The organism is Massilia sp. R2A-15 (assembly GCF_030704305.1).
Classification (GTDB): Bacteria; Pseudomonadota; Gammaproteobacteria; order Burkholderiales; family Burkholderiaceae_D; genus JAFCUW01.
Genome location: NZ_CP131935.1, coordinates 4,155,906 through 4,175,734, shown reverse-complemented (window position 1 = coordinate 4,175,734; position 19,829 = coordinate 4,155,906). Strand labels below are relative to the sequence as shown.

Sequence of the window (19,829 nt, the reverse complement as noted above, 5' to 3'; positions counted from 1 at the left end):
ACCCGCCTGCGCGGGTACGACGGTCTACAGGCTAACAACCCATCTTCGTTAGACCACGGATCGCGCTGTCAATTCACTTCACGATGACGGTTATTTTTTTCGATTGCACCGGGGGATCGTGCGGCACGTGATTGGCGTCGCCGAGCAGCAGCTGCAGGGTGTGCTTGCCGGGCGGCAGTTCGACCCGCGCCTCGGTCTCGCCAGCGCCGAAGTGCAGGTGGTTGCGGTCGTTGGGGATCGGCTCGTCCATCGCCGGCAGCTCGGAGTCGATGATCAAATGGTGGTGCCCGGTCTTGGCGACGTCGCTGCCTTTTGGCGCCACGCCCATGTTGCGCAGGCCCATGCGCACCCAGAATTTGCCGTTCGGGATGACCGTGCCGTCGGACGGCCAGATAAAGTAGACCTGGGCGTTTTCGGGCGCCGCCGTGCGCGCCGACTGGGCGGCGGGCAGCTGCAAGAGCATCGCCAGCAGTGCGGCGGAAAGCAATGTGTTGCGCATGATCGGCACCTTTCCCCGCGACGCGGGCAAGAACAATTGCTGGACAAAATGTTCACGACATCGTGCGACTCCGCATGGCTAAATCTGGCACAGTCGAAGTAAATCCGCAAGGCCGATTCGTCTTGCGCGCAGCGATTACCGGGAGCGGCTCGTGGCACATCTTCTTCTCATCGCAAGCGTTTTGCTGGGCCTTGTCATGCCGTCCACCGGCGTCGCCCGCGACGTGGATCCGCCCATCCTACTGGCCGGCGTGGTGCCGAAGAACAGCGCCGAGCAGTTCGAGATCACGTTCTGGGAGTCGATCAAGGACAGCAACCATGTCGGCGACTACGAGGCATACCTGAAGCAGTATCCGAAGGGGCGTTTCGTTGCGCTGGCGAAGGCGCGCATCGACCGGCTGAAGGCGGCGACGCCAGCGCCTGCCACTGCGGCGCCCACGCCGGCGCCGAGCAAGCCGGCTGTTGCGGTGGTGAAGCCTCCGGCCTCCGCGGTCAAGCCGCCAGTCACCGCGGTGAAGCCGCCGCCCGTTGTTGCGGCGCCCGCACCTGCTTCCTCGCCGCCTGCGAAGGCGGGTTCGGAGATCACCGATTGTCCGACCTGCCCGGTGCTGGTGGCGGTGCCCGCGGGCTCATTTACGATGGGCAGCAACAGCAGCGATCCGAGCGAGAAGCCGGCGCACTCCGTCACCATCGCGGCGCCGTTCGCGATCGGCAAGTACGAGGTGACCGTGGCGCAGTGGAATGCGTGCGCGGCGGCCAATGCGTGTCCGCAGCTGGCGCAGGCGTCGAACAGCGTGGCGGCGGCGCCGCTGCGCGATGTCAGCTGGGATGACGCGCAGGTGTATGTCAAATGGCTGGCGACCACGACGGGCAAGGCGTATCGGCTGCCGACCGAGGCGGAGTGGGAGTATGCGGCGCGCGGCGGGACCAGCACGCGCTACTGGTGGGGCGAGCAGATGGCCGTCGGCAAGGCCAATTGCAAGGACTGCGGGCCGCCGTGGCAGGCCGATGCGCCGGCCAAGGCGGGCAGCTTCGCGCCCAATCCGTGGGGGCTGTATGACATGAACGGCAGCGTGTGGGAGTGGGTGGCGGACTGCTGGCACAACACGTTCAAGGATGCGCCGGCGGATGGGAGGGCTTGGGATTCGGCCAATTGCAGCGTGCGGGTGATTCGGGGAGGATCGTGGCGCGAAGGAGCCAGTTACATGCTGTCGACGTCGCGGTTCAAGTATGACGCGAGTGTGCGGCATACGCAGAATGGGTTCAGGGTGGCGCGTGGCATGAAGTAGTCTTGCCTCTGCGGTATCTGCGCGATACATCGCGGGCAGGAACCCATGCTGAGTCCGCGGCCCCCAGCTCGTCATTCCTGCGCAGGCAGGAACCCATGCTGAGGTTGCGCAGACGCAGTATGGGCTCCTGCCTGCGCAGGAGCGACGGAGAAAACGCGCGCGGCGCAAGTCGCAGCAGTACCTTCCGGGAGCCCGCAGCCAAACCAGGGTCTGACCCGCGGGGTCAGACCCTTTACCCCCGTCAGCGCTTGCGCGCCCGCGTGCTGATCTGGACGAAATCGACGGCGATGGCATTGCCGCCCGCGCTGGCGCTGGCCTGCTTCAGACGATCTTCCAGCGCGCGCAAATAATCGGCGGCCGATTCGGTTTCGGGACGTAGCGCATCGAACAGCGGCACCGGCGTGGTGACCAGCGCCACAATCTCGCTGCCGAACGGCTTGGCGATCATCCAGTTGCCGAGGCTGCCGATGGTGGCGGTGTAGCGCGGCGGCGCCCGGTTGTCGCGCGCGCGCAGATTCGGCAGCAGGTGCACGACGCTGCCGTCGGCCTCGAAGTAGTCCACCGTGGCGAACGAGTCGGCGCCGGCGGTGGTGATGTCGACCATCAGCGAATCGCCGTCGGTCAGCACGTTGCCGGCCGCGGCGCCTGGCGTGCTGAGGACGATCTTGGCGCCGCCGCCGGCGCGCCGGTGCGCGCTCCAGTACGGGCCGAGGGCGCTGATCACAGCGCAGTTGTTGTCGGCCACCGGCTGCACGTCCAGCTCGACCGCGGACACGCCAGTCACCGCGCCCAGCGTCTCGCTCAGGCGCGCGTTGCCGTAAGCCTTCGCCAGATAGCCCTGGACGCGCAGCGTGCGCCCGGTTGCCGTCGCCAGCAGCGCCGAGCAGGGGACGGCGGCGAGCGCGGCGGCGATGGCGGCCGGGTCGGGCATGGGCGCCGCAGCGGGCGGTGCGACCGGGGCCGGAACTGGCGCCTGTTGCGTGGCGACCGCGGGCGGCGGCGCGACGCTCTTGCCGGGCAGTCCGAAGCGCCAGACGGCGACGCCGGCGATCAGGAGCGCCGCGATGCCGCCGCCCACCATCGCCAGCATCTTGTTGCGCGGGCCGTGGTCCGGCTCGCTCAGCTGGCTCAGCAAGCGGTTCACCGTCGGGGTGCGGGTGGCGCGCTCGAGCGACAGGCCGTCCTTCAGCGCGCGCCATCTGGCACGGCTCAGGCCGGGAGGCTGCTGCGGCTTGATGCCGGCGGCGCGCGCCTGCAGCGCCGAAAGGCGGTTGAACGGGTGGCTGCCGGTCAGCAATTCGTAGGTTATGCAAGAAAGTGCATAAATGTCGTCGCGCGGATCGGGTTCGAGGTGTTCGAGCATTTCCGGGCTGGCGTAGGCCGGGGTCAGCGCGCCCAGGCTGCCGGGATCGAACACGGTGACGTCGACTTCTTCTTCCGCTTTCTGGAACACGCGGGCGATGCCGAAGTCGATGACCTTGACCACGCCGGAATCGGTGAGGATGACGTTGCCCGGCTTGAAGTCGCAGTGGACGAAGCCGCGTTCGTGCGCATACGCGAGGGCCTTGCCCATGCCTTCGACGATTTTCAGCGCGTCGGCGTAGGGCATGCCGGTGAAGCCGGGCGCGCGCAGCATTTGGCTGAGCGACTTGCCAGACAGGTATTCCATCGTCAGGTAGACGGTCTGGCCGTCGCGGTCGAAGTCGTAGACCGAGACGATGTTCGGGTGCGCCAGCGCCTGCGCCTTGCGCGCTTCGCGCTGCAGCGCGATCAGCGACTTCGGGTGGCCGCGGAACTGGACGTTGAGCACCTTGATGGCGATGTAGGGCTTTCGGTCGGCCGCTTCGAGCTTGCGCAGGTCAAGCGCCTTGTAGACCGTGCCCATGCCGCCGAAGCCGACGCATTCCTCCAGCACGAAGCGGCCGTTGAGGGTGTCGCCTACCGCCTTCATGCGTTCGGGCTCGGCTTCCTGATCGTCCAGTTCGTCGCGCGGCGGCGTGGTGACGGGCGGGGCGGCGGGGACGAAGGCGCCAGGCCTGGTCTGGACGAAGGTGTCGTCGGCGCCGGCGTTCTTGCGCGCCTTGAGCGAGCGTTCGATGTGCTGCTGTACTTCGGCGTACAGCTCGGGCGCCAGCGGCGAGCGGGCGTGCTGCTCGCTCAGCGCCTCGAGCATGCGCACGGCGTTGCCCGGGGCCGAGGCGAGCGCCCGGTCCAGCTGGATGAAAAAATCCGAGCGTTCCAGCGCGCCGCTTTGCAGTTGCTGGATTGCTTGAGCAAGGTTGTCCATCGGGTTCGGGTTAATTTCCGCCGCCGCCACAACATCCAAAATGGGGTCAGGTCCGCAGGACCAGACCCCTCCCTACGGTTTGAGCGTAGCACTAAATATACGATCATCAAGCCGGGCGCATCATGCGCGGCTGCATGTCGGCACGCCGCAAACACACCCCTTAAAACTGTTGGATACGGCCCACCACCGATGGTTCCCGCGTGCTGTTTCTTCTTGCAATGCCGGTCCGATACTTCGCTTTAAATTCAATGGCTTATGCGATGCTGCGCGCCCCGTGCGGGACCTGGCACGCATCTCGCTATATGTCCATCGAGCGCAAACGAAATGCCTCACTTTCCAAACCAACCGATCATCAAGGAGAAACACCATGAAAGCTCTGACCATCAAAGACCTGGCCCGTACCGAAGAACTCGACCGCGGCGCAATGTCCGTCGTGCGCGGCGGCCACATGCAGATGCCCACCTACAAAGTCGGCGACATCTCGTATGCGCCTTCGTACGATTCGTCGATCGTCGGCGTGCAGAACCTGTTCCAGGGGCAGCAAGCGTTCAACTCGACGGTCGACGGTTCGGCATTCGTCGACAATGTCTCGGCCACCAACACCAACGACCAGTTCGGCCAGAACAACATCGTGTCCAGCCACTAATCGCATCCATCACTCATTTACTTTCATTTAGGAGAATCACCATGAAAACCTTGTCCATCAAAGACCTGGCCCGCACCGAAGAACTCGATCGCAACGCAATGGCTGCCGTGCGCGGCGGCATGGGCTGGCCCATGTACGACGTCGGCAACGTGAACTACGCGCCGCACTACGACTCGTCGATCGTCGCGACGCAGAACATGACCCAGTTCCAGAGCGTGTTCAACGGCACTGCGGACGGTTCGGCCTTCGTGGACAACGTGGACGCGCACAACACCACGACCCAGTTCGGCCAGAACAACATCATCTCCGGCTCGAACTGATCCGCAGCGATGGAGGCCGCGACCGCTGGCCTCCATCGACCCTTCGACACGCAAGGAGAACCTTATGTCATCGATTCAGATTCAAGACCTGTCGCACCGCACGATGTTGGACAACGCCGCGATGTCATCCGTTCGCGGCGGCAGCAGCATCGTGCCGGACGTGAACGTCAATGTTTCGCTCAACCAGCAGTTCCTGCAGTTCCAGCAGGTTGGCGTGAACGTCCTCAACAACAATGCCGTCATCGGCGCCAACTTCGGCGGGGCGGACATGAACGCGGCCGCCGATACCTGGCAGGCCAGCCACGGAGGCGCGCCAGCCTGAGCGGCCCCGCCATTCCATTCCGAAGCGGTCCAGCCCAGCCATTTGCAGATGGCTGGGCTGGACCATTTTCGTCATCAATGTGGACGAGGCCCGACGGCTGCAAGTTCATCTGCCGCCGGCAAACCCGGGGACTCGGCGTCCCCGTCGCTCCGGCGGACCTGACCCCATCTTGGGCCGCGACGCATGAGTGTTGGGAGGCGCCGAACACGTCTCTCCGAACTGGTTGTGTGAACCCACCTGGTGCGTGCCATAGCGAACTCGCAAAACGCATAAGATTCAACGACTTAGGTCGCACGGCATTGGCTGGCACGCCTTTCGCTATATAGACATTGAGCGCAACGAAATGCCTCAACCAATCCAACCTTTATCTATCAGGAGAATCATCATGAAAGCACTGACCATCAAAGATCTGGCCCGCACCGAAGAACTCGATCGCACCGCAATGGCATCCGTACGCGGCGGCACGCTGGGCTGGCCGTCGTACGACGTCGGCAACGTGAACTACGCCCCTTCGTACGATTCGTCGATCGTCGCGACGCAGAACATGACCCAGTTCCAGAGCGTATTCAACAGCACTGTGGACGGTTCGGCCTTCGTGGACAACGTGGACGCGCACAACACCACGACCCAGTTCGGCCAGAACAACATCATCTCCGGCGGCTCGCACTGATCCGCAGCGATGGAGGCCGCGACCGCTGGCCTCCATCGACCATCAACACGCAAGGAGAACCTTATGTCATCGATTCAGATTCAAGACCTGTCGCACCGCTCGGTATTGGACAACGCCGCGATGTCATCCGTGCGCGGCGGCAGCGGCATCGTGCCGGACGTGAACGTGAATGTTTCGCTCAACCAGCAGTTCCTGCAGTTCCAGCAGGTTGGCGTCAACGTCCTTAACAACAATGCCGTCATCGGCGCCAACTTCGGCGGGGCGGACATGAACGCGGCCGCCGATACCTGGCAGGCCAGCCACGGAGGCGCACCCGCCTGATGTCTGGCGTGCGCGCTGCTTTCCAACGAAAGGAGGGCTACCATGTCAACTGACCGAAGTCCTCAGCCGGTCCAGCCCAGCCATTTGCAGATGGCTGGGCTGGGCCATTTTCATCACGGTTGCGAAGGAGGGATCATGGGAATTATCGTTATCAAGGATTTGGCGGAGAACGTCGAACTGGACCGGCGCGCGATGCTGGCGATTGCGGGCGGGTCGAGGATGCGCTCGGCGGGTGGCGCCGTGAGGCGCGAGCCGGCGCGCGGAGTGAGGATCGTCGACCTGGCGCGCAGGGCGCCGACGTTTCCGCAGGCAGAGCCGAAGAAGTAGTTTGTGTTTGTCACGAGAAGCCGCCTGGTTTGCGCCGGGCGGTTTTTTTTCGTCCGTTCAAAAATGGGGACGCGGTCTTCCCGTCGCCCCGGCGAACCTACCCCGAGATGTTGGGCGGCGCCGAACGAGACGCCGCGAACTGTTTGGTCAGAACCATCTTCCTGGTCAGTTAAGGAACTCGCAAAAACTAATGAATTCAATGACTTACGCCTTGGTCGGGGTGCTGGCACGGCTTTCGCTATATAGAGATCGAGCGCATCGAAATGCCTCAACCAACCAACCACTACTCTAGGAGAATCATCATGAAAGCACTGACCATCAAAGACCTGGCCCGCACCGAACAACTCGACCGCGCCGCAATGTCGGCAGTTCGCGGCGGTCACATGGCCGCACCGGTGTACTCGGTCGGCAACATCTCGTACACGCCAAGCTACGACTCGTCGATCCACGGCATCCAGAACCTGATGCAGGGACAGAGCGTGTTCAACGGCACCGCCGACGGCTCGGCCTTCGTCAGCGACGTCAGCGCGGTCAACACGACCGAGCAGTTCGGCCAGAACAACATCGTGCAGTACTAAGCGGGGAGAACGGACATGTCCTCCATTTCCCTCAACGACCTGTCGTGCAGCACAGACCTCGACGCGCGTGCGATGTCGGCGGTGCACGGCGGCCACATGGCCTGGGGTTCCGACGTCAACATGAACCTGAACGTGAACCAGACTCTCATCCAGGTGCAGGACGTCGACGTCAACGTGCTCAATAACAATGGCACGATCGGCGCCGGCTTCAGCGGGCCGCACGTTGACCTGGCGGTCGCGCAGACTGGATTCAACAACGCGGTCATTCCAAAGATGTTCTAAACTAGGGAGGCCTGCACAGGCCTCTCTTTTCCGACGTGTCGAGGAGACGCAATCATGGCTACCATTACGATCACAGACCTTTCCGTCAATCGCGAGCTGGACCGAAAGGCGCTGGCGCAGGTGCGGGGCGGGGCGGCGAACTGGATTTATGGCTGGATGGCGGTTCCGTCCACTCTGCGGTCGCAGCCGCAAGTGATCAACTTCTACCAGACCAATAACTACGCGGACCAGATGATCAATCAGTATCAGATGGTCAACGTGAACAACTCCGGGCCGAATTCGAACATCGCGGTCACGGTCGATGAAGGCAGCGTGAACAATCGGCTGCAATGACCGCCCAGGCACAATTGCGCTGGACGTCGGCGGCGCGCACGGACATCGGGCTGGTGCGCAGCCGCAATGAGGACGCGCTGCTGGAAATGGGCGAGCGCGGCGTGTGGGCGGTGGCAGACGGGATGGGCGGGCACGCGTATGGCGACGTCGCCAGCGGCATGGTGGTCGAGGCGCTGCAGGCGCTTGCCGATCCTGGCGATATCGACCGGTTCGCCGCCGCGGCCGGCGATCAGCTGCGCGCGGTGAACCGCCGGCTGCGCGATGAAGCGGTGCTGCGCAAGGTGGCGATGATGGGCAGCACTGTGGTGGTGCTGCTCGCCAGCGGGTCCGAAGCGGCGTACGTGTGGGCGGGCGATAGCCGCATTTATCTGTACCGCAATGGCCGGCTGCGGCAGTTGACGCGCGATCATAGCCAGGCGGAGGAGTACCGGGCGCATCCGCCGGGGCTCGATGCGCCGCCGGCGATGCCGAATCAGATTACGCGGGCGCTCGGGGCGGCCGATACGATCGATTACGAGGTCGGCACGCTGCAGGTGCGCGATGGCGATTTGTTCTTGTTGTGCAGCGACGGGCTGAGCAATCCGGTGGAGGATCAGGCGATCGCCGAGATGCTGGCGGCGGGCGACTGCCGCCGCGCGGTGGACGAGTTGGTGGCGCAGGCGCTGGCCAACGGCGGGCGCGATAACATCTCGGTGGTGGTGGTGCGCGCGGATGATGCGTCGAGCGACAAGACGATGATTAATCCGGCACTTTGAGACTGCTGTTTCGGGATGGCATGCGGCCGCGAAAAGCATGCAGGAGCGCCGCGTGTCGGGGTCTGGTCCTGCGGACCTGACCCCATGTTTATTGGAACTTACCGCACGCTCAGCATGGGTTCCTGCCTGCGCAGGAACGACTGATCATCGTTTGCTGAACTTGGGTCTGACCCCGCGGTGCTCGGCGCCCCCGTCATACCCCTGACGCGTGTTGGTTAGCGCTGGCCGCACGCTCAGCATGGGTTCCTGCCTTCGCAGGAACGACAGATCATAGTTTTCTGAACTTGGGTCTGACCCCGCGGTGCTCGGCGCCCCGTCATACCCCTGACGCGCCATTTGATTCGGCCCGTCGCGCTCAGCATGGGTTCCTGCCCGCGCAGGAACGACAGATCATAGTTTGCTGAACTTGGGTCTGAACCCGCGGTGCTCGGCGCCCCCGTCATACCCCTGACGCGTGTTGGTTAGCGCTGGCCGCACGCTCAGCATGGGTTCCTGCCTGCGAAGGAACGACGGTCTTTACGCCAACTCAGGCGTCTTTGCGGAAATCCTTCGAGTGCAGGCCGTGCTTTTTCAGCAGGATCTGCAAATGCGAGCGGTTCATGTCCCAGCGCCGCGCCAGCTCGGCCACCGTGCCGCCCACTTCCTGCAGACCACGTTCGAGATACGCGCGCTCGGCTTCGTCGCTGGCCACCCGCTTCGCGTCGCTCATCGACATCGCCGCCGCCGGCGCCGCCTTGCCGCGCGCAGCCGGCGCCGCGGGCCGGATGTCTTCCGGCAGATGCGCCAGGTCGGCCGTCTCGCCCGCCAGGCACGAGATCCGGTACAGCAGGTTGCGCAGCTCGCGGATGTTGCCGGGGTATGAATAGTTCAGCAGGAAATCGCGCAGCTTGGCCGTCATCTTCACCGGCCGGCGCTTGAGCTCTTCCGCCGATTCGTCCGCGTACCAGGAAATCAAGAGCGGTATCTCGTCGCGGCGTTCGCGCAGCGGCGGCAAGGTCAGCTGGATCACGCTGAGGCGATAGAACAAGTCTTCGCGGAACAGTCCTTCCTCGATCAGCTTGCGCAGGTTCTTGTTGGTCGCCGCCACGATGCGCGTATCGACCAGCGTGGTTTCGTCCGACCCCACGCGCTGGATCTCGTGCGACTGCAGCACCCGCAGCAGCTTGACCTGTCCGGGCAGCGGAAGTTCGCCGATTTCGTCGAGAAAAATCGTGCCGTGGTGCGCGCTTTCGAACTTGCCCTTGCGGTCGGTCGCCGCGCCCGTGAACGCGCCTTTCTTGTGGCCGAACAGTTCGGATTCGAGCAGGCTTTCGGGAATCGCGCCGCAGTTGACGGAGATGTAGGGCTTGTCGGCGCGCGAGCCGTTGGCGTGGATCACCTTGGCCATCAGCTCCTTGCCGGTGCCGCTCTCGCCGTCGATCAGCACCGGCAGCTCGGTCGGAGCCGCCTTCTCCGCGACTTCGAGCGCGTCGAGCAGCTTGGGGTTGTCGCCGAAGGTGCCTTCGAACACGAAACTGCGGCCCAACAGCGCTTGCCGGCGTTCGCCCGCCGCCAGGTCCGGCACAGGCTCGGCGCTGACCGCCTGCACGAAGCGTTCCTTGTGCGACAGTTGCATCACTTCGTCGCGCAGCACGTTGGCCTGGCGCAGCAGCTTTTCGATGTCGGGCCGCTCCATCGACGTGGACCAGCGCAAGGTCGAACGCAGGATCTCGATCTTTTCCAGCAGCGCCGCATACGACATCGCGGAGCCGCGCGGGATGCCTTGGTTGAACAGTTTCATGCCGCGCTCAATTGTTTCTGGACGAGTTCGTAATACATGCCGCGCCGCTCGATCAGTTCTTCGTGCTTGCCCTGCTCGACGATGGCGCCTTCGTACAGCACGACGATCTTGTCGGCCCGCATGATGGTGCTGAGCCGGTGCGCGATGATCACGGCGGTCCGCCCTTCGAGGATGTTCTGCATGTTGGCGATGATGTTGCTCTCGGACTGGGTGTCGAGCGCCGAGGTGGCTTCGTCGAACACCAGCAGGCGCGGATCGTGGTACAGCGCGCGGGCGATGCACAGGCGCTGCACCTGGCCGCCGGACAGGCCGACGCCGCGCTCGCCGACGATCTGCTCGTAGCCGAGCGGCATCTTGGCGATGAAGGCGTGGGCGTCGGCCATCTTGGCCACTTCCTCGATGCGGCGCCGGTCCGGGCTGTCGTCGCCGCTGGCGATGTTCTCGGCGATGGTGCCGGAGAACAGCAGGTTGCTCTGCATGACGTAGCCGACCTGGGCGCGGTAGTAGTCTTTGTCGATCACGCTCATGTCGTAGCCGTCCACGATGATCTTCCCTTCGGTGGGAGGGTAGAAGCCGACCAGCAATTTGGCCAGCGTGGTCTTGCCCGAGCCGCTGCGCCCGACGATGGCGACCAGCTCGCCTGGCTTGATGTCGATGGTGATGTTTTCCAGCACGTAGGGGGTGTCGCTTTCGCCGTAGCGGAAGTACATGCCCTCGAACTTGATCTCGCCCTGCAGATCGGGCAGCACCACGCGCGAGGCGAGGTCGGACGGCTTCTGCTCGGGCTCGATGTCGAGCACGTCGCCCAGGCGCTCCATCGCGACGGTGGCGTCGGCGAAGCGGCTCCACAGGCCCACCAGGCCCATCAGAGGCGCCAGCACGCTGCCCATCAGCGCGTTGAAGGCGATCAGCTGGCCGATCGACAGTTCGCGCGACAGCACCAGGTCGGCGCCGACCCACAGGATGGCGATGGTGGTGGCGGAATTGAGCAGCTGGCTGGCGAGACCGACCCGGATGTTGAACGTCTGCGCGCGGTACTGCACTTCGAGCGCCTTGACGTATTTTTTCTCCCACTTCAGGCGCACGGGCCGCTCGCTGCCCATGCCCTTGATGGTCTCGATGCCGCCGAGCGCTTCCATCAGGAACGAATGGGCGTCGGTCGAGGCGGTGAACACCTCGCGCGCGAAGTCCTTGGTGCGCGGCGTGGCCAGCACGGTCACCGCCATGATCGGGATGACGAAGGCGATCAGCAGCAGGGTCAGCTTGACGTTGTAGAGGAACAGGATAGTGAAGTAGATGAACACCATCATCACGTTCAGCACGGTGGTGACGGTGGACTCCGTGAGGAAGGCGCGGATGGTCGCGTTTTCCTGGAAGCGCGCGAGGATGTCGCCGGTCTTGCGCTTGGCGAAGAAGGAGTAGGGCAGCGACATGGTGTGCTTGAAAAACTGCGACATCATCGAGAAGTCGAGGTTGCGCACCATGTAGTTGGCCAGGTAGGAGCGCACGGTGGACATGACCTGGGTGAACACGGTGGAGATGACCAGGCCCAGGATGAGCAGGTGCAGCAGGCTGACGTTCTGGTGCACCACCACGCTGTCGAGGATGTTCTGGATGATCATCGGCGGCACGATGCCCAGCATCTGGATCACGAAGGTGGCCAGGAACAGGTGCCACAGGATGGTCTTGTAGGGCGCCAGGTAGCTGACGAAGCGCAGCCACGGCGAGCGCGCCGCGGTCAGCTGCACCATCTCCTGGCCGGGCGTGAAGACCAGGCAGGTGCCGCTCCAGCCTTTTTCGAATTCCTCCACCGTCATCTTCTTGAAGCCGACGGCCGGGTCGGCCACCCACACCTGGCGCGGCGACACGCCGTAGACCACGATGTAGTGGTAGCCTTCCCAGTGCACGATGAACGGCAGGTCGAAGCCGAGCAGGGCGTCGTAGGTGCACTGGACGCCGCGCGTGGTGAAGCCGAGCGTCTCGCCGGCGCGCGCGAGGCTGTCGAGGGTGGCGCCTTGGGTGGTGACGTTGGCCAGTTCGCGCAGTTTTCCCAGCGTCATGTTCAAGCCGTAGTGGCGGCACAGCATCGCCAGGCAGGCGGCGCCGCAGTCCATCTCCTCGGCCTGTTCGACCAGAGCGAAGCGCTTGATCAGCTTCTCGCCGGACTCGGCCTTCGAGTGCAGGTCGAGCACGACCGGTTTCTTGCGCCGCTCGGCAAGGCGCTTCTGGCGATGCAGCTCGCGCTCGACGCCGCGGATGCGGTCTTCCATTACCTCGCGCAGCTTGACGTTGCGCTCGAGGATGAAGTGGGCGGTTTTTTCGGGCACGACCAGCAGCGTGACGTCGGTGACGGCGATGACGGAGACCATCTGTTCCTGGCGCATCAGGCAGGCTTTCTCGCCGAAGATTTCGCCGGCGCCGAGCGTGGCCAGGTTGTATTCGTCGTCGGCATCGTGGTAGACCAGGCGCACTTGGCCCTGGCGCACCACGTACAGGCGGCGGTCGTCGCGCGAGTCCTGCTTGAGGATTTCCTTGCCGGGGCCGACGCGCTTGACGCCGACGCTGCGCACGAAGTCCGCCAGCTCCTCCTTGCTGACCTTGCCGCGCAGGTCGAACAGGCGCGCCACCAGGCCGCCGGCGGAACTGATGGCGACGTAGTTGGTGACGAAGTCGAGGGCGACTGGATTGTGCATCAGCACCGGCTCGATCGCGGCGCGCGGGATGAACAGCAGCTCGGACTTCAGCGACGCGCGCACGGAGACTTCGTGGCGATGGTCGCGCAGCATGGCGATCTCGGCGAACACCTCGCCGGTCTTGCGCACGCCCATGCTCACTTCCTTGCCGTGCTCGTCGCTGAACACGCGAACCGAGCCGGACTTGATCACGTATAGGCCGCCGCCCGGCTCGCCCGTTTGGCAGACGGTGTCGCCGAAAGCGTAGAAGCGCGACTCGGCGGCGTCGGCCAGGCGCTCGAGTTCGGCGCGCGTGAACGGCGACAGGATTTCAACGGTGGACAGGAAATCGGCGGCCGATTGCTGTTGCGGTAAGGGATCCATGACGTTCCTGCGTTATGCAGACTCGACGCTGGCCGAGCGGGCAGACCCCGGTTTTTCCGTTAGGGGGTCCGACCCCGGTTTGCGTTGGCGACTGCGAACCGGGATCAGACCCCCCAAAAGAAACACCAGGGTCTGACCCCTCATTCCACATTGTTCGACGCTGGCGCTGGACGGAAGTTCGCCCTATCGCGGCGGCAAGGCCTCGATGATGTGTTCCTGCGCGCGCGCGACCAGCCAGCCTTCGCGCAGCAGGCGGCGGATTTCGGTGGCGGTGTCCTCGTCGAGCGTGGCGGGATATTTCGCGTTGACCGTGAAGATTTCGTAGAAGGACTTGTCGGGCGAGGGAAAGGGGCCGAGCGGCTCGCCGACGGCGGCGTTGAACACGCGCGCCTCGATGTCCGGCTTGAGCGAGCCGCGCAGCACCTTGCCGATCACGCCGCCGCGCTCGCGAGCGTCGCCCATCGAATGTTCGCGCGCCATCTCGGCGAAACTGTCGGGGTCGTCGGTCAGCGCCGACATCATCTCCTTGGCCTTGCCGTCGGTGTCAAGCACGATGTGGCTGACCTCGACGCTGTCGAACTTCGGCGAGTTCAGCTTGAAATATTGTTCGACGGCCTTTTCGCTGCACACCTCGGCCATCATCTTTTCCTGGTACAGGCCGTCGGTGATGAAGGTTTCGAATTCGTCGAGGGACACGCCGAGGGTGTCGAGGTAGTGGTTCATGTCGGCGGCGCGGTGCAGACCCAGCGTGCGGCGGAACTGATCGGCGCGCTCCTGGACGTCGTCGGGCGCCAGCTGCAGGCCCTGTTTCTTGGCGGCGCGCACGGTCAGCTTGTCGCGCACCAGCTGCTCGATGAGTCCCTCGAACTGTCCGCTCAGCTTGAGCGTACGGATGAAATCGTCGGTGCCGATGACTTCGTCGTCAATGCGCACAATGGCTGACATGATGCCTCCCCCGTTTCGCTTCGAACCAAGTCTCAGCGTATACGGTCGCGTGCGAATTGCAATCACGCTGGGAAATGCGGGATTGTCGTACCAGCGGAGGCTGGTACCCATAGTGAGATTGCTTTACCTGCATAATCCGCTCAGCATGGGTACCAGCCTCCGCTGGTACGACGCGTCGGCTTATTCGCCCAGCAAGCGCAACGACTCGAGCCAGGCGGCGCGCCATTCGATCAACTGCGGCTGCGTGGCGAAGGCTTTCTTCAGGGACCGCATCGGCACACGGTACACGTCATTCAGGCCAAGGGCGAGCGTCACCGGATTCCACAGGTGCGTATTTTTCCCGCCGCGGGAATTCTTCCGGACTCGGGCGCAGTCGTCGCCGAAAATGCTGATGCCGCCGGCTAATGCTTTTTCCAGGTCGACCTTTGCCATGCCGCCGAAAACGATCAGCACTTGCTCCTTGCTAATCCCTTTCAAACTTTCCTTCGGCGCGGGCGGAGTCTCGGGCGCTGGCGGGTTGAGCAGGGCGCCGGCCAGTTGCTCGATATCGCGCTGGAAGAAACGTACCGCATCGAGCGGCATGCGCATGCCCGGTTCCTTCAGCTTGATGGCGATCCGGTCGGAGTCGCGCGTGAAGCGGATCAGCACATCGTCGCTGCCGGCGGCCAGGCGCTTGGTATCTTCGATGTAGACGACCGGCGCGGAGTAACCGGTGATGCCTTCGGCGAACAGGTCGGCATATTCGTCCGAGTAATCGACCCAGACGTAGGGCGTCAAACCATGTTCGAGCAGGCGCGCGAGGTTCCACTGCGTGCCGGTTTGTTCGCCAAGCCATTGGCAGGTTTCGGCGGTGGTGGCGCGCTGCGGGAGCTTCGCTGATGTCATGGTGAACTTTCTTGGGGGTGATGAGTGCTCGGGCAGATCGCGGGCGGTCGATTTTAGTATTGTCGCAGACTGGCGCGCCAGCGCGGGGTCTGGTCCTGCGGACCTGACCCCATTTTGGTCGGCGCCCGCGACGTCGCCAGGACTTACTGCAAGCGGATCGCCACATCGAATATCCATGTGCGGCGAATCTCGATCACGTCGTACTGGCGCGCCAGGACCGGCGGGAATGCGCCGTAGGGCGCCTGGCTGGCCACCACTTTTCGTATCGCGTCGTCGATTGCAGCAACGCCGCTGGAGACCACGAACGTCACCTTCTCGACGGAGCCATCGGCACGGATTGCCACCGTCACGATCGGTTGGGTGTGAGGCTGTTTTACCGCCTCGCGCACCATCTCGAACGTCGTCATGTTTGTCTGGATCTTCCGGCCCATGGCTTCTGCGTAGAGGACGAGATCGGCGTTTGGATCGGCGCGTCCGAGGAGCCATCCGCGGCGGAGGCTGCTCATGCCGGGCAGCAGCGAGCGTGACGGGGGATTTGACGCGGCGTCGCGCTGGGCCGCTTCTGCATTTAGTTGCCTGCCGATCGCACGCAGCCGCTCCTCACGCTGCGCCTCCTGCTCGGCTCGCTCGCGCTGCGCTTGTTCCTTGGCGGCGAATTCCTGCCGCGCTGCTTCCTGCTTTGCGGCATCTCGCCGTGCAGCCTCTTGCCTTAATGCGTCTTGTCGCGCGGCTTCCTGTTGGGCCTGCCGAGTTGCTTCCAGCTGCGTCTGTTTTGCGGCTTCCAGTTGCGCTCGGCGGGTCGCTTCCAGCTGGGCGTTCCGCGCTATCTCTAACTGTGCTTGTTTCGCCGCCTCTAGCTGTGCCTGTTTTGCAGCTTCCAATTGCGCCTGACGAGTCGCTTCCAGCTGCGCTCGCTTAGCGGATTCCAATTGCGCCTGCTTCGCTGCATCCATTTGCGCTTGCCTTGCCATCTCTTTCTGCAAAGCCTCTCGTCGCAGCCCTTCCTGCCGAGTAAGCTCCAGACGATCCTTCTCCAGTCGTGCCGCTTCGTCCCTGGCTTTCTGCTCGGCGATTGCGGCCTCCTGGCGCAGCTGCTCTTGCCGCGATGCTTCACGCAGAGCCTGCGCCTTCAGCTCTGCTTTTCGCAACAGTTCCGCACTCTGCCGCTCCAGCCTGGCCTGCTCCGCTGTCCGCGCTTCCTGGTCGGCATGCTTTTGAGCGGCATCGACGGCGTCGCGAGGACCGGCTATCTCACTGTTTGGGATAGTCGTGCTGCTCGGCGCGGAGGTTGCGGGCGCCCTGACCCGTGGCGCGTCTGGTGCGATCGGCAGGTCCACGACTGGCCGTTCTCGCGAGGCCGCGACTGGCTCCGGGGGAGCAGCAGGAGCGGCCGGCGGGATGGCAGCAGCGTCATTCGGCGTCGCTGCGGGAGGTGGCAGCGACATGGATGTTGGGGTGCTCGCGACCACAGGCGGTTGCACTGGCGTGGGCAGCGCGTGCATGGGTTCTGGAAGCATAGTGTCTGCAGGCGCCGGCGCTGAAACCGTCTCAATGGGGGGCACCGGCGCAAGAAGAATGCGCAAATCATTGGCGCTCAGGCGTCGCTCTTTCCAGGGGAAGTCGAAGCGAGGAAGGCCGAACGTCTGGCCGCCTAGCACTATGCTCAACAGCAGCGAGTGCGCTATCAACGAGAGCACCAGCGCCGTGCTCAATCGCCGAGGGTCGCGCGGACTGAGGAGAGCCGCACTCAAATTCCAAACCCTTCGCGCCGGCCAGAAGTCAGCTCTTTCAGAACTTCATCGTTATTTATCTGCGCGGAATGTATCGGATTGGAAGCCATTGAAACAATGCAGTAGATTGAAAATGGGCGGTCGAATCATCGAAGAGAACCGATGCTATCACACTGACAAGAGCCACTGATCGCCCAAAACGAAAAGGCCAATCGAACGATTGGCCTTTCGGTGCTAACTGCGGCGGCGAACAAGACGGGGTCAGGTCCGCGGGACCAGACCCCAGGCCAGCTTAGACGTCGATATTTCCGGCGCGCAGCGCGTTCGACTCAATAAAGTTACGACGCGGCTCAACCTCATCACCCATCAGCGTAGTGAAGATCTGGTCCGCGGCAATCGCGTCTTCGATCTGCACCTTCAGCAGGCGGCGCACGGTCGGATCCATCGTGGTTTCCCACAGCTGCTCCGGATTCATCTCGCCCAGCCCTTTGTAGCGCTGCTTCGACACGGTGCGCTCGGCTTCGTCGCGCAGCCACTGCATCGCGTGGTGGAAGTCGTCCACAGCCGATTCCTTCACGCGGTCGCCTTCGCCGCGGCGGATGAACGCACCTTCGCCGATCAGGCCCTTGAAGGTCGCTGCGCCCGCAGCCAGAACGGCGTAATCGGCGCCCTGGACGAAGTCCGCATCGATCGAGCTCACACGCACGTTCCCGTGGTGCATACGCTCGATGCGCAGCATGTGCTTTTCATTGAGGTCGTCCGAACGCACCGATACCTTCACGGCGCGGTCGTCGATCGCAGCTTCCATCGCCTTGGCCGACACCTCCGCGTTGTCCAGCGTGTCCAGTTGCAGCGTCACGCCGGTCATGATGGCGGTCAGCGCGGCGCGGTCGATCACGCGCGTCAGGCGCATCATGATCGCGTTCGACAGGTTGAAGGTGCGTACCAGTTCGGCCAGCGCTTCGCCGCTGATCGGATCGGCGCCGTCGCGCGGCGTCAGCGACGCGGTGTTCAGCGCCACCGTCATCATGTAGCTCGCTTCTTCGACGTCGTCCTTCAAATAGCGCTCGTCGCGGCCGGCCTTGACCTTGTACAGCGGCGGCTGCGCGATGTAGATGTGGCCGCGCTCGACCAGCTGCGGCATCTGGCGGTAGAACAGCGTCAGGAGCAGCGTGCGGATGTGGGCGCCGTCGACGTCCGCATCGGTCATGATGATGATGCGGTGATAGCGCAGCTTGTCGACGTTGAATTCGTCCGGACCAATCGAAGTACCGAGCGTGGCGATCAGCGTGGTGATCTGCTCCGACGACAGCATCTTTTCGAAGCGCGCCTTTTCAACGTTCAGCACTTTACCGCGCAGCGGCAGGATCGCCTGGAACTTGCGGTCGCGCCCTTGCTTGGCCGAGCCGCCTGCGGAGTCACCCTCGACGATGTACAGTTCGGACAGCGCGGGATCCTTTTCCTGGCAGTCGGCCAGCTTAGCGGACAGGCCCAGGCCGTCCATCACGCCTTTGCGGCGGGTCAGGTCGCGCGCCTTGCGGGCGGCCTCGCGCGCACGCGCGGCTTCGACGATCTTCCCGCAGATGATCTTGGCGTCGTTCGGCTTTTCGGCCAGATAGTCCGACAGCGTCTTGGCGACGATCTCTTCGACCGGGCCGCGCACTTCCGACGACACCAGCTTGTCCTTGGTCTGGGAGCTGAATTTCGGCTCCGGCACTTTCACCGACAGCACGCAGGTCAGGCCTTCGCGCATGTCGTCGCCGGACACTTCCACCTTGGCCTTCTTGGCGAATTCGTTCTCTTCGATGTACTTGTTGATCACGCGCGTCATCGCCGCGCGCAGGCCGGTCAGGTGGGTGCCACCGTCGCGCTGCGGGATGTTGTTGGTGAAGCACAGCACCTGCTCGTTGTAGGCGTCGTTCCACTGCATCGACACGTCCACCGAAATGGTGGTGTTCTGGTCGGACTGGCGCTCGCCGGTCGCCTGGAACACGGTCGGGTGCAGCACCGTCTTGGCCTTGTTGATGTATTCGACGAAGCCGCGGGTGCCGCCTTCGAACGCGAAGATTTCTTCCTTGCCGTTGCGCTGGTCGGTCAGCTTGATGTTGACGCCGTTATTCAGGAACGACAGTTCGCGAATACGCTTGGCCAGGATCTCGTAGTGGAATTCGACGTGGTTGAAGATCTCTTCGTCGGCCCAGAAGTGGACGTCGGTGCCGCGCTTGTCGGTCTCGCCGACCACCTTGATCGGGGATACGGCGACGCCGTCGCGCATTTCGATTTCGCGGTTCTGCGGAACGCCGCGCACGAATTCCATCTGGTGCACTTTGCCGTCGCGGCGGATGGTCAGCTTGAGCAGCTTGGACAGCGCGTTCACGCACGACACGCCCACGCCGTGCAGGCCGCCCGACACTTTGTACGAGTTCTGGTCGAACTTGCCGCCGGCGTGCAGCTCGGTCATGACGATTTCAGCGGCCGAGCGCTTCGGATCGTGTTTGTCGTCCATCTTCAGGCCGGTCGGCACGCCGCGGCCGTTGTCGGTGATCGAGATCGAGTTGTCCGAGTGGATCGTGACGTGGATCTCGGTGCAGTGGCCGGCCAGCGATTCGTCGATCGAGTTGTCCAGCACTTCGAACACCAGGTGGTGCAGGCCTGTGCCGTCCGAGGTGTCGCCAATGTACATGCCCGGGCGTTTGCGCACCGCTTCCAGACCTTCCAGGATTTGAATCTGGGCGGCGCCGTACTCTTGCTCTTTCGCGGGGACTGCTGGTGGTGTGTTCTCGGACATGGACTGCTTTCTCAAAA

19 protein-coding genes are annotated in these 19,829 nt (G+C 63.7%); 11 read left to right on the top strand and 8 right to left on the bottom strand.

Annotated features, from left to right (window positions below):
* Nucleotides 1-73 precede the first annotated feature (73 nt).
* On the bottom strand, nucleotides 74-463 hold the full coding sequence (locus Q4S45_RS19240; RefSeq protein ID WP_374046118.1) for a DUF4399 domain-containing protein: 390 nt from the start codon (nucleotides 461-463) through the stop codon (nucleotides 74-76).
* Between the two features lie 187 nt (nucleotides 464-650).
* Here Q4S45_RS19240 and Q4S45_RS19235 point away from each other — a divergent pair, with 187 nt between their 5' ends.
* The gene (locus Q4S45_RS19235; protein WP_308633155.1) at nucleotides 651-1,787 is read left to right on the top strand and encodes a formylglycine-generating enzyme family protein; all 1,137 of its coding nucleotides are present in this window, start codon (nucleotides 651-653) and stop codon (nucleotides 1,785-1,787) included.
* A gap of 241 nt (nucleotides 1,788-2,028) precedes the next feature.
* Here Q4S45_RS19235 and Q4S45_RS19230 read toward each other — a convergent pair whose 3' ends face one another.
* Nucleotides 2,029-4,074, bottom strand: coding sequence for a serine/threonine protein kinase (locus tag Q4S45_RS19230; protein WP_305507015.1), 2,046 nt, complete (start codon nucleotides 4,072-4,074; stop codon nucleotides 2,029-2,031).
* Between the two features lie 367 nt (nucleotides 4,075-4,441).
* Between Q4S45_RS19230 and Q4S45_RS19225 the strand changes: the two genes are divergently transcribed.
* The 10 genes from Q4S45_RS19225 to Q4S45_RS19180 all read left to right on the top strand — a co-directional run bounded on the left by Q4S45_RS19225 (nucleotide 4,442) and on the right by Q4S45_RS19180 (nucleotide 8,628).
* Nucleotides 4,442-4,720, top strand: a complete 279-nt coding sequence (locus Q4S45_RS19225; RefSeq protein ID WP_305507014.1) for a hypothetical protein — start codon at nucleotides 4,442-4,444, stop codon at nucleotides 4,718-4,720.
* 41 nt (nucleotides 4,721-4,761) lie between these two features.
* Nucleotides 4,762-5,040 carry a hypothetical protein gene (locus tag Q4S45_RS19220; protein ID WP_305507013.1) on the top strand — a complete coding sequence of 93 codons (279 nt, stop codon included), beginning with the start codon at nucleotides 4,762-4,764 and terminating at the stop codon, nucleotides 5,038-5,040.
* A gap of 64 nt (nucleotides 5,041-5,104) precedes the next feature.
* On the top strand, nucleotides 5,105-5,362 hold the full coding sequence (locus Q4S45_RS19215) for a hypothetical protein (RefSeq protein ID WP_305507012.1): 258 nt from the start codon (nucleotides 5,105-5,107) through the stop codon (nucleotides 5,360-5,362).
* A gap of 385 nt (nucleotides 5,363-5,747) precedes the next feature.
* Complete coding sequence (locus Q4S45_RS19210) at nucleotides 5,748-6,032, top strand: hypothetical protein (protein WP_305507011.1); 285 nt, start codon at nucleotides 5,748-5,750, stop codon at nucleotides 6,030-6,032.
* A gap of 63 nt (nucleotides 6,033-6,095) precedes the next feature.
* Nucleotides 6,096-6,353, top strand: coding sequence for a hypothetical protein (locus Q4S45_RS19205; RefSeq protein WP_305507010.1), 258 nt, complete (start codon nucleotides 6,096-6,098; stop codon nucleotides 6,351-6,353).
* Between the two features lie 135 nt (nucleotides 6,354-6,488).
* The gene (locus tag Q4S45_RS19200) at nucleotides 6,489-6,680 is read left to right on the top strand and encodes a hypothetical protein (RefSeq protein WP_305507009.1); all 192 of its coding nucleotides are present in this window, start codon (nucleotides 6,489-6,491) and stop codon (nucleotides 6,678-6,680) included.
* Nucleotides 6,681-6,982: 302 nt separating this feature from the next.
* Complete coding sequence (locus tag Q4S45_RS19195; protein ID WP_305507008.1) at nucleotides 6,983-7,258, top strand: hypothetical protein; 276 nt, start codon at nucleotides 6,983-6,985, stop codon at nucleotides 7,256-7,258.
* A 15-nt stretch (nucleotides 7,259-7,273) separates the two neighbouring features.
* Nucleotides 7,274-7,540, top strand: coding sequence for a hypothetical protein (locus tag Q4S45_RS19190; protein ID WP_305507007.1), 267 nt, complete (start codon nucleotides 7,274-7,276; stop codon nucleotides 7,538-7,540).
* A 54-nt stretch (nucleotides 7,541-7,594) separates the two neighbouring features.
* The gene (locus Q4S45_RS19185) at nucleotides 7,595-7,873 is read left to right on the top strand and encodes a hypothetical protein (protein WP_305507006.1); all 279 of its coding nucleotides are present in this window, start codon (nucleotides 7,595-7,597) and stop codon (nucleotides 7,871-7,873) included.
* The gene (locus Q4S45_RS19180) at nucleotides 7,870-8,628 is read left to right on the top strand and encodes a PP2C family serine/threonine-protein phosphatase (protein WP_305507005.1); all 759 of its coding nucleotides are present in this window, start codon (nucleotides 7,870-7,872) and stop codon (nucleotides 8,626-8,628) included. Before Q4S45_RS19185 ends, Q4S45_RS19180 begins: the two co-directional genes overlap by 4 nt.
* A 526-nt stretch (nucleotides 8,629-9,154) precedes the next feature.
* Here Q4S45_RS19180 and Q4S45_RS19175 read toward each other — a convergent pair.
* The 6 genes from Q4S45_RS19175 to gyrB all read right to left on the bottom strand — a co-directional run bounded on the left by Q4S45_RS19175 (nucleotide 9,155) and on the right by gyrB (nucleotide 19,812).
* The gene (locus Q4S45_RS19175; protein ID WP_305507004.1) at nucleotides 9,155-10,408 is read right to left on the bottom strand and encodes a sigma-54-dependent Fis family transcriptional regulator; all 1,254 of its coding nucleotides are present in this window, start codon (nucleotides 10,406-10,408) and stop codon (nucleotides 9,155-9,157) included.
* Entirely contained in the window at nucleotides 10,405-13,464 is a 3,060-nt protein-coding gene (locus Q4S45_RS19170; RefSeq protein ID WP_305507003.1) for a peptidase domain-containing ABC transporter, read from the bottom strand. Before Q4S45_RS19170 ends, Q4S45_RS19175 begins: the two co-directional genes overlap by 4 nt.
* Before the next feature lie 183 nt (nucleotides 13,465-13,647).
* Complete coding sequence (locus Q4S45_RS19165; protein ID WP_305507002.1) at nucleotides 13,648-14,409, bottom strand: peptidylprolyl isomerase; 762 nt, start codon at nucleotides 14,407-14,409, stop codon at nucleotides 13,648-13,650.
* A gap of 180 nt (nucleotides 14,410-14,589) precedes the next feature.
* Nucleotides 14,590-15,294 carry a hypothetical protein gene (locus Q4S45_RS19160; RefSeq protein ID WP_305507001.1) on the bottom strand — a complete coding sequence of 235 codons (705 nt, stop codon included), beginning with the start codon at nucleotides 15,292-15,294 and terminating at the stop codon, nucleotides 14,590-14,592.
* A 143-nt stretch (nucleotides 15,295-15,437) separates the two neighbouring features.
* A complete protein-coding gene (locus Q4S45_RS19155) occupies nucleotides 15,438-16,631 on the bottom strand; it encodes a TonB C-terminal domain-containing protein (RefSeq protein ID WP_305507000.1) in 1,194 nt (397 codons plus the stop codon).
* A gap of 685 nt (nucleotides 16,632-17,316) precedes the next feature.
* Entirely contained in the window at nucleotides 17,317-19,812 is a 2,496-nt protein-coding gene (gene gyrB, locus Q4S45_RS19150) for a DNA topoisomerase (ATP-hydrolyzing) subunit B (protein WP_305506999.1), read from the bottom strand.
* Between the last annotated feature and the right edge of the window lie 17 nt (nucleotides 19,813-19,829).

Bases quoted from the DNA above. Each gene is read 5' to 3' on its own strand.
- Q4S45_RS19240 (WP_374046118.1), bottom strand. From the start codon at position 463: ATGCTCTTGCAGCTGCCCGCCGCCCAGTCGGCGCGCACGGCGGCGCCC.
- Q4S45_RS19215 (WP_305507012.1), top strand. From the start codon at position 5,105: ATGTCATCGATTCAGATTCAAGACCTGTCGCACCGCACGATGTTGGAC.
- Q4S45_RS19175 (WP_305507004.1), bottom strand. From the start codon at position 10,408: ATGAAACTGTTCAACCAAGGCATCCCGCGCGGCTCCGCGATGTCGTAT.
- Q4S45_RS19205 (WP_305507010.1), top strand. From the start codon at position 6,096: ATGTCATCGATTCAGATTCAAGACCTGTCGCACCGCTCGGTATTGGAC.
- Q4S45_RS19195 (WP_305507008.1), top strand. From the start codon at position 6,983: ATGAAAGCACTGACCATCAAAGACCTGGCCCGCACCGAACAACTCGAC.
- Q4S45_RS19165 (WP_305507002.1), bottom strand. From the start codon at position 14,409: ATGTCAGCCATTGTGCGCATTGACGACGAAGTCATCGGCACCGACGAT.
- Q4S45_RS19170 (WP_305507003.1), bottom strand. From the start codon at position 13,464: ATGGATCCCTTACCGCAACAGCAATCGGCCGCCGATTTCCTGTCCACC.
- Q4S45_RS19210 (WP_305507011.1), top strand. From the start codon at position 5,748: ATGAAAGCACTGACCATCAAAGATCTGGCCCGCACCGAAGAACTCGAT.
- gyrB (WP_305506999.1), bottom strand. From the start codon at position 19,812: ATGTCCGAGAACACACCACCAGCAGTCCCCGCGAAAGAGCAAGAGTAC.
- Q4S45_RS19220 (WP_305507013.1), top strand. From the start codon at position 4,762: ATGAAAACCTTGTCCATCAAAGACCTGGCCCGCACCGAAGAACTCGAT.
- Q4S45_RS19200 (WP_305507009.1), top strand. From the start codon at position 6,489: ATGGGAATTATCGTTATCAAGGATTTGGCGGAGAACGTCGAACTGGAC.
- Q4S45_RS19185 (WP_305507006.1), top strand. From the start codon at position 7,595: ATGGCTACCATTACGATCACAGACCTTTCCGTCAATCGCGAGCTGGAC.
- Q4S45_RS19180 (WP_305507005.1), top strand. From the start codon at position 7,870: ATGACCGCCCAGGCACAATTGCGCTGGACGTCGGCGGCGCGCACGGAC.
- Q4S45_RS19225 (WP_305507014.1), top strand. From the start codon at position 4,442: ATGAAAGCTCTGACCATCAAAGACCTGGCCCGTACCGAAGAACTCGAC.
- Q4S45_RS19160 (WP_305507001.1), bottom strand. From the start codon at position 15,294: ATGACATCAGCGAAGCTCCCGCAGCGCGCCACCACCGCCGAAACCTGC.
- Q4S45_RS19230 (WP_305507015.1), bottom strand. From the start codon at position 4,074: ATGGACAACCTTGCTCAAGCAATCCAGCAACTGCAAAGCGGCGCGCTG.
- Q4S45_RS19190 (WP_305507007.1), top strand. From the start codon at position 7,274: ATGTCCTCCATTTCCCTCAACGACCTGTCGTGCAGCACAGACCTCGAC.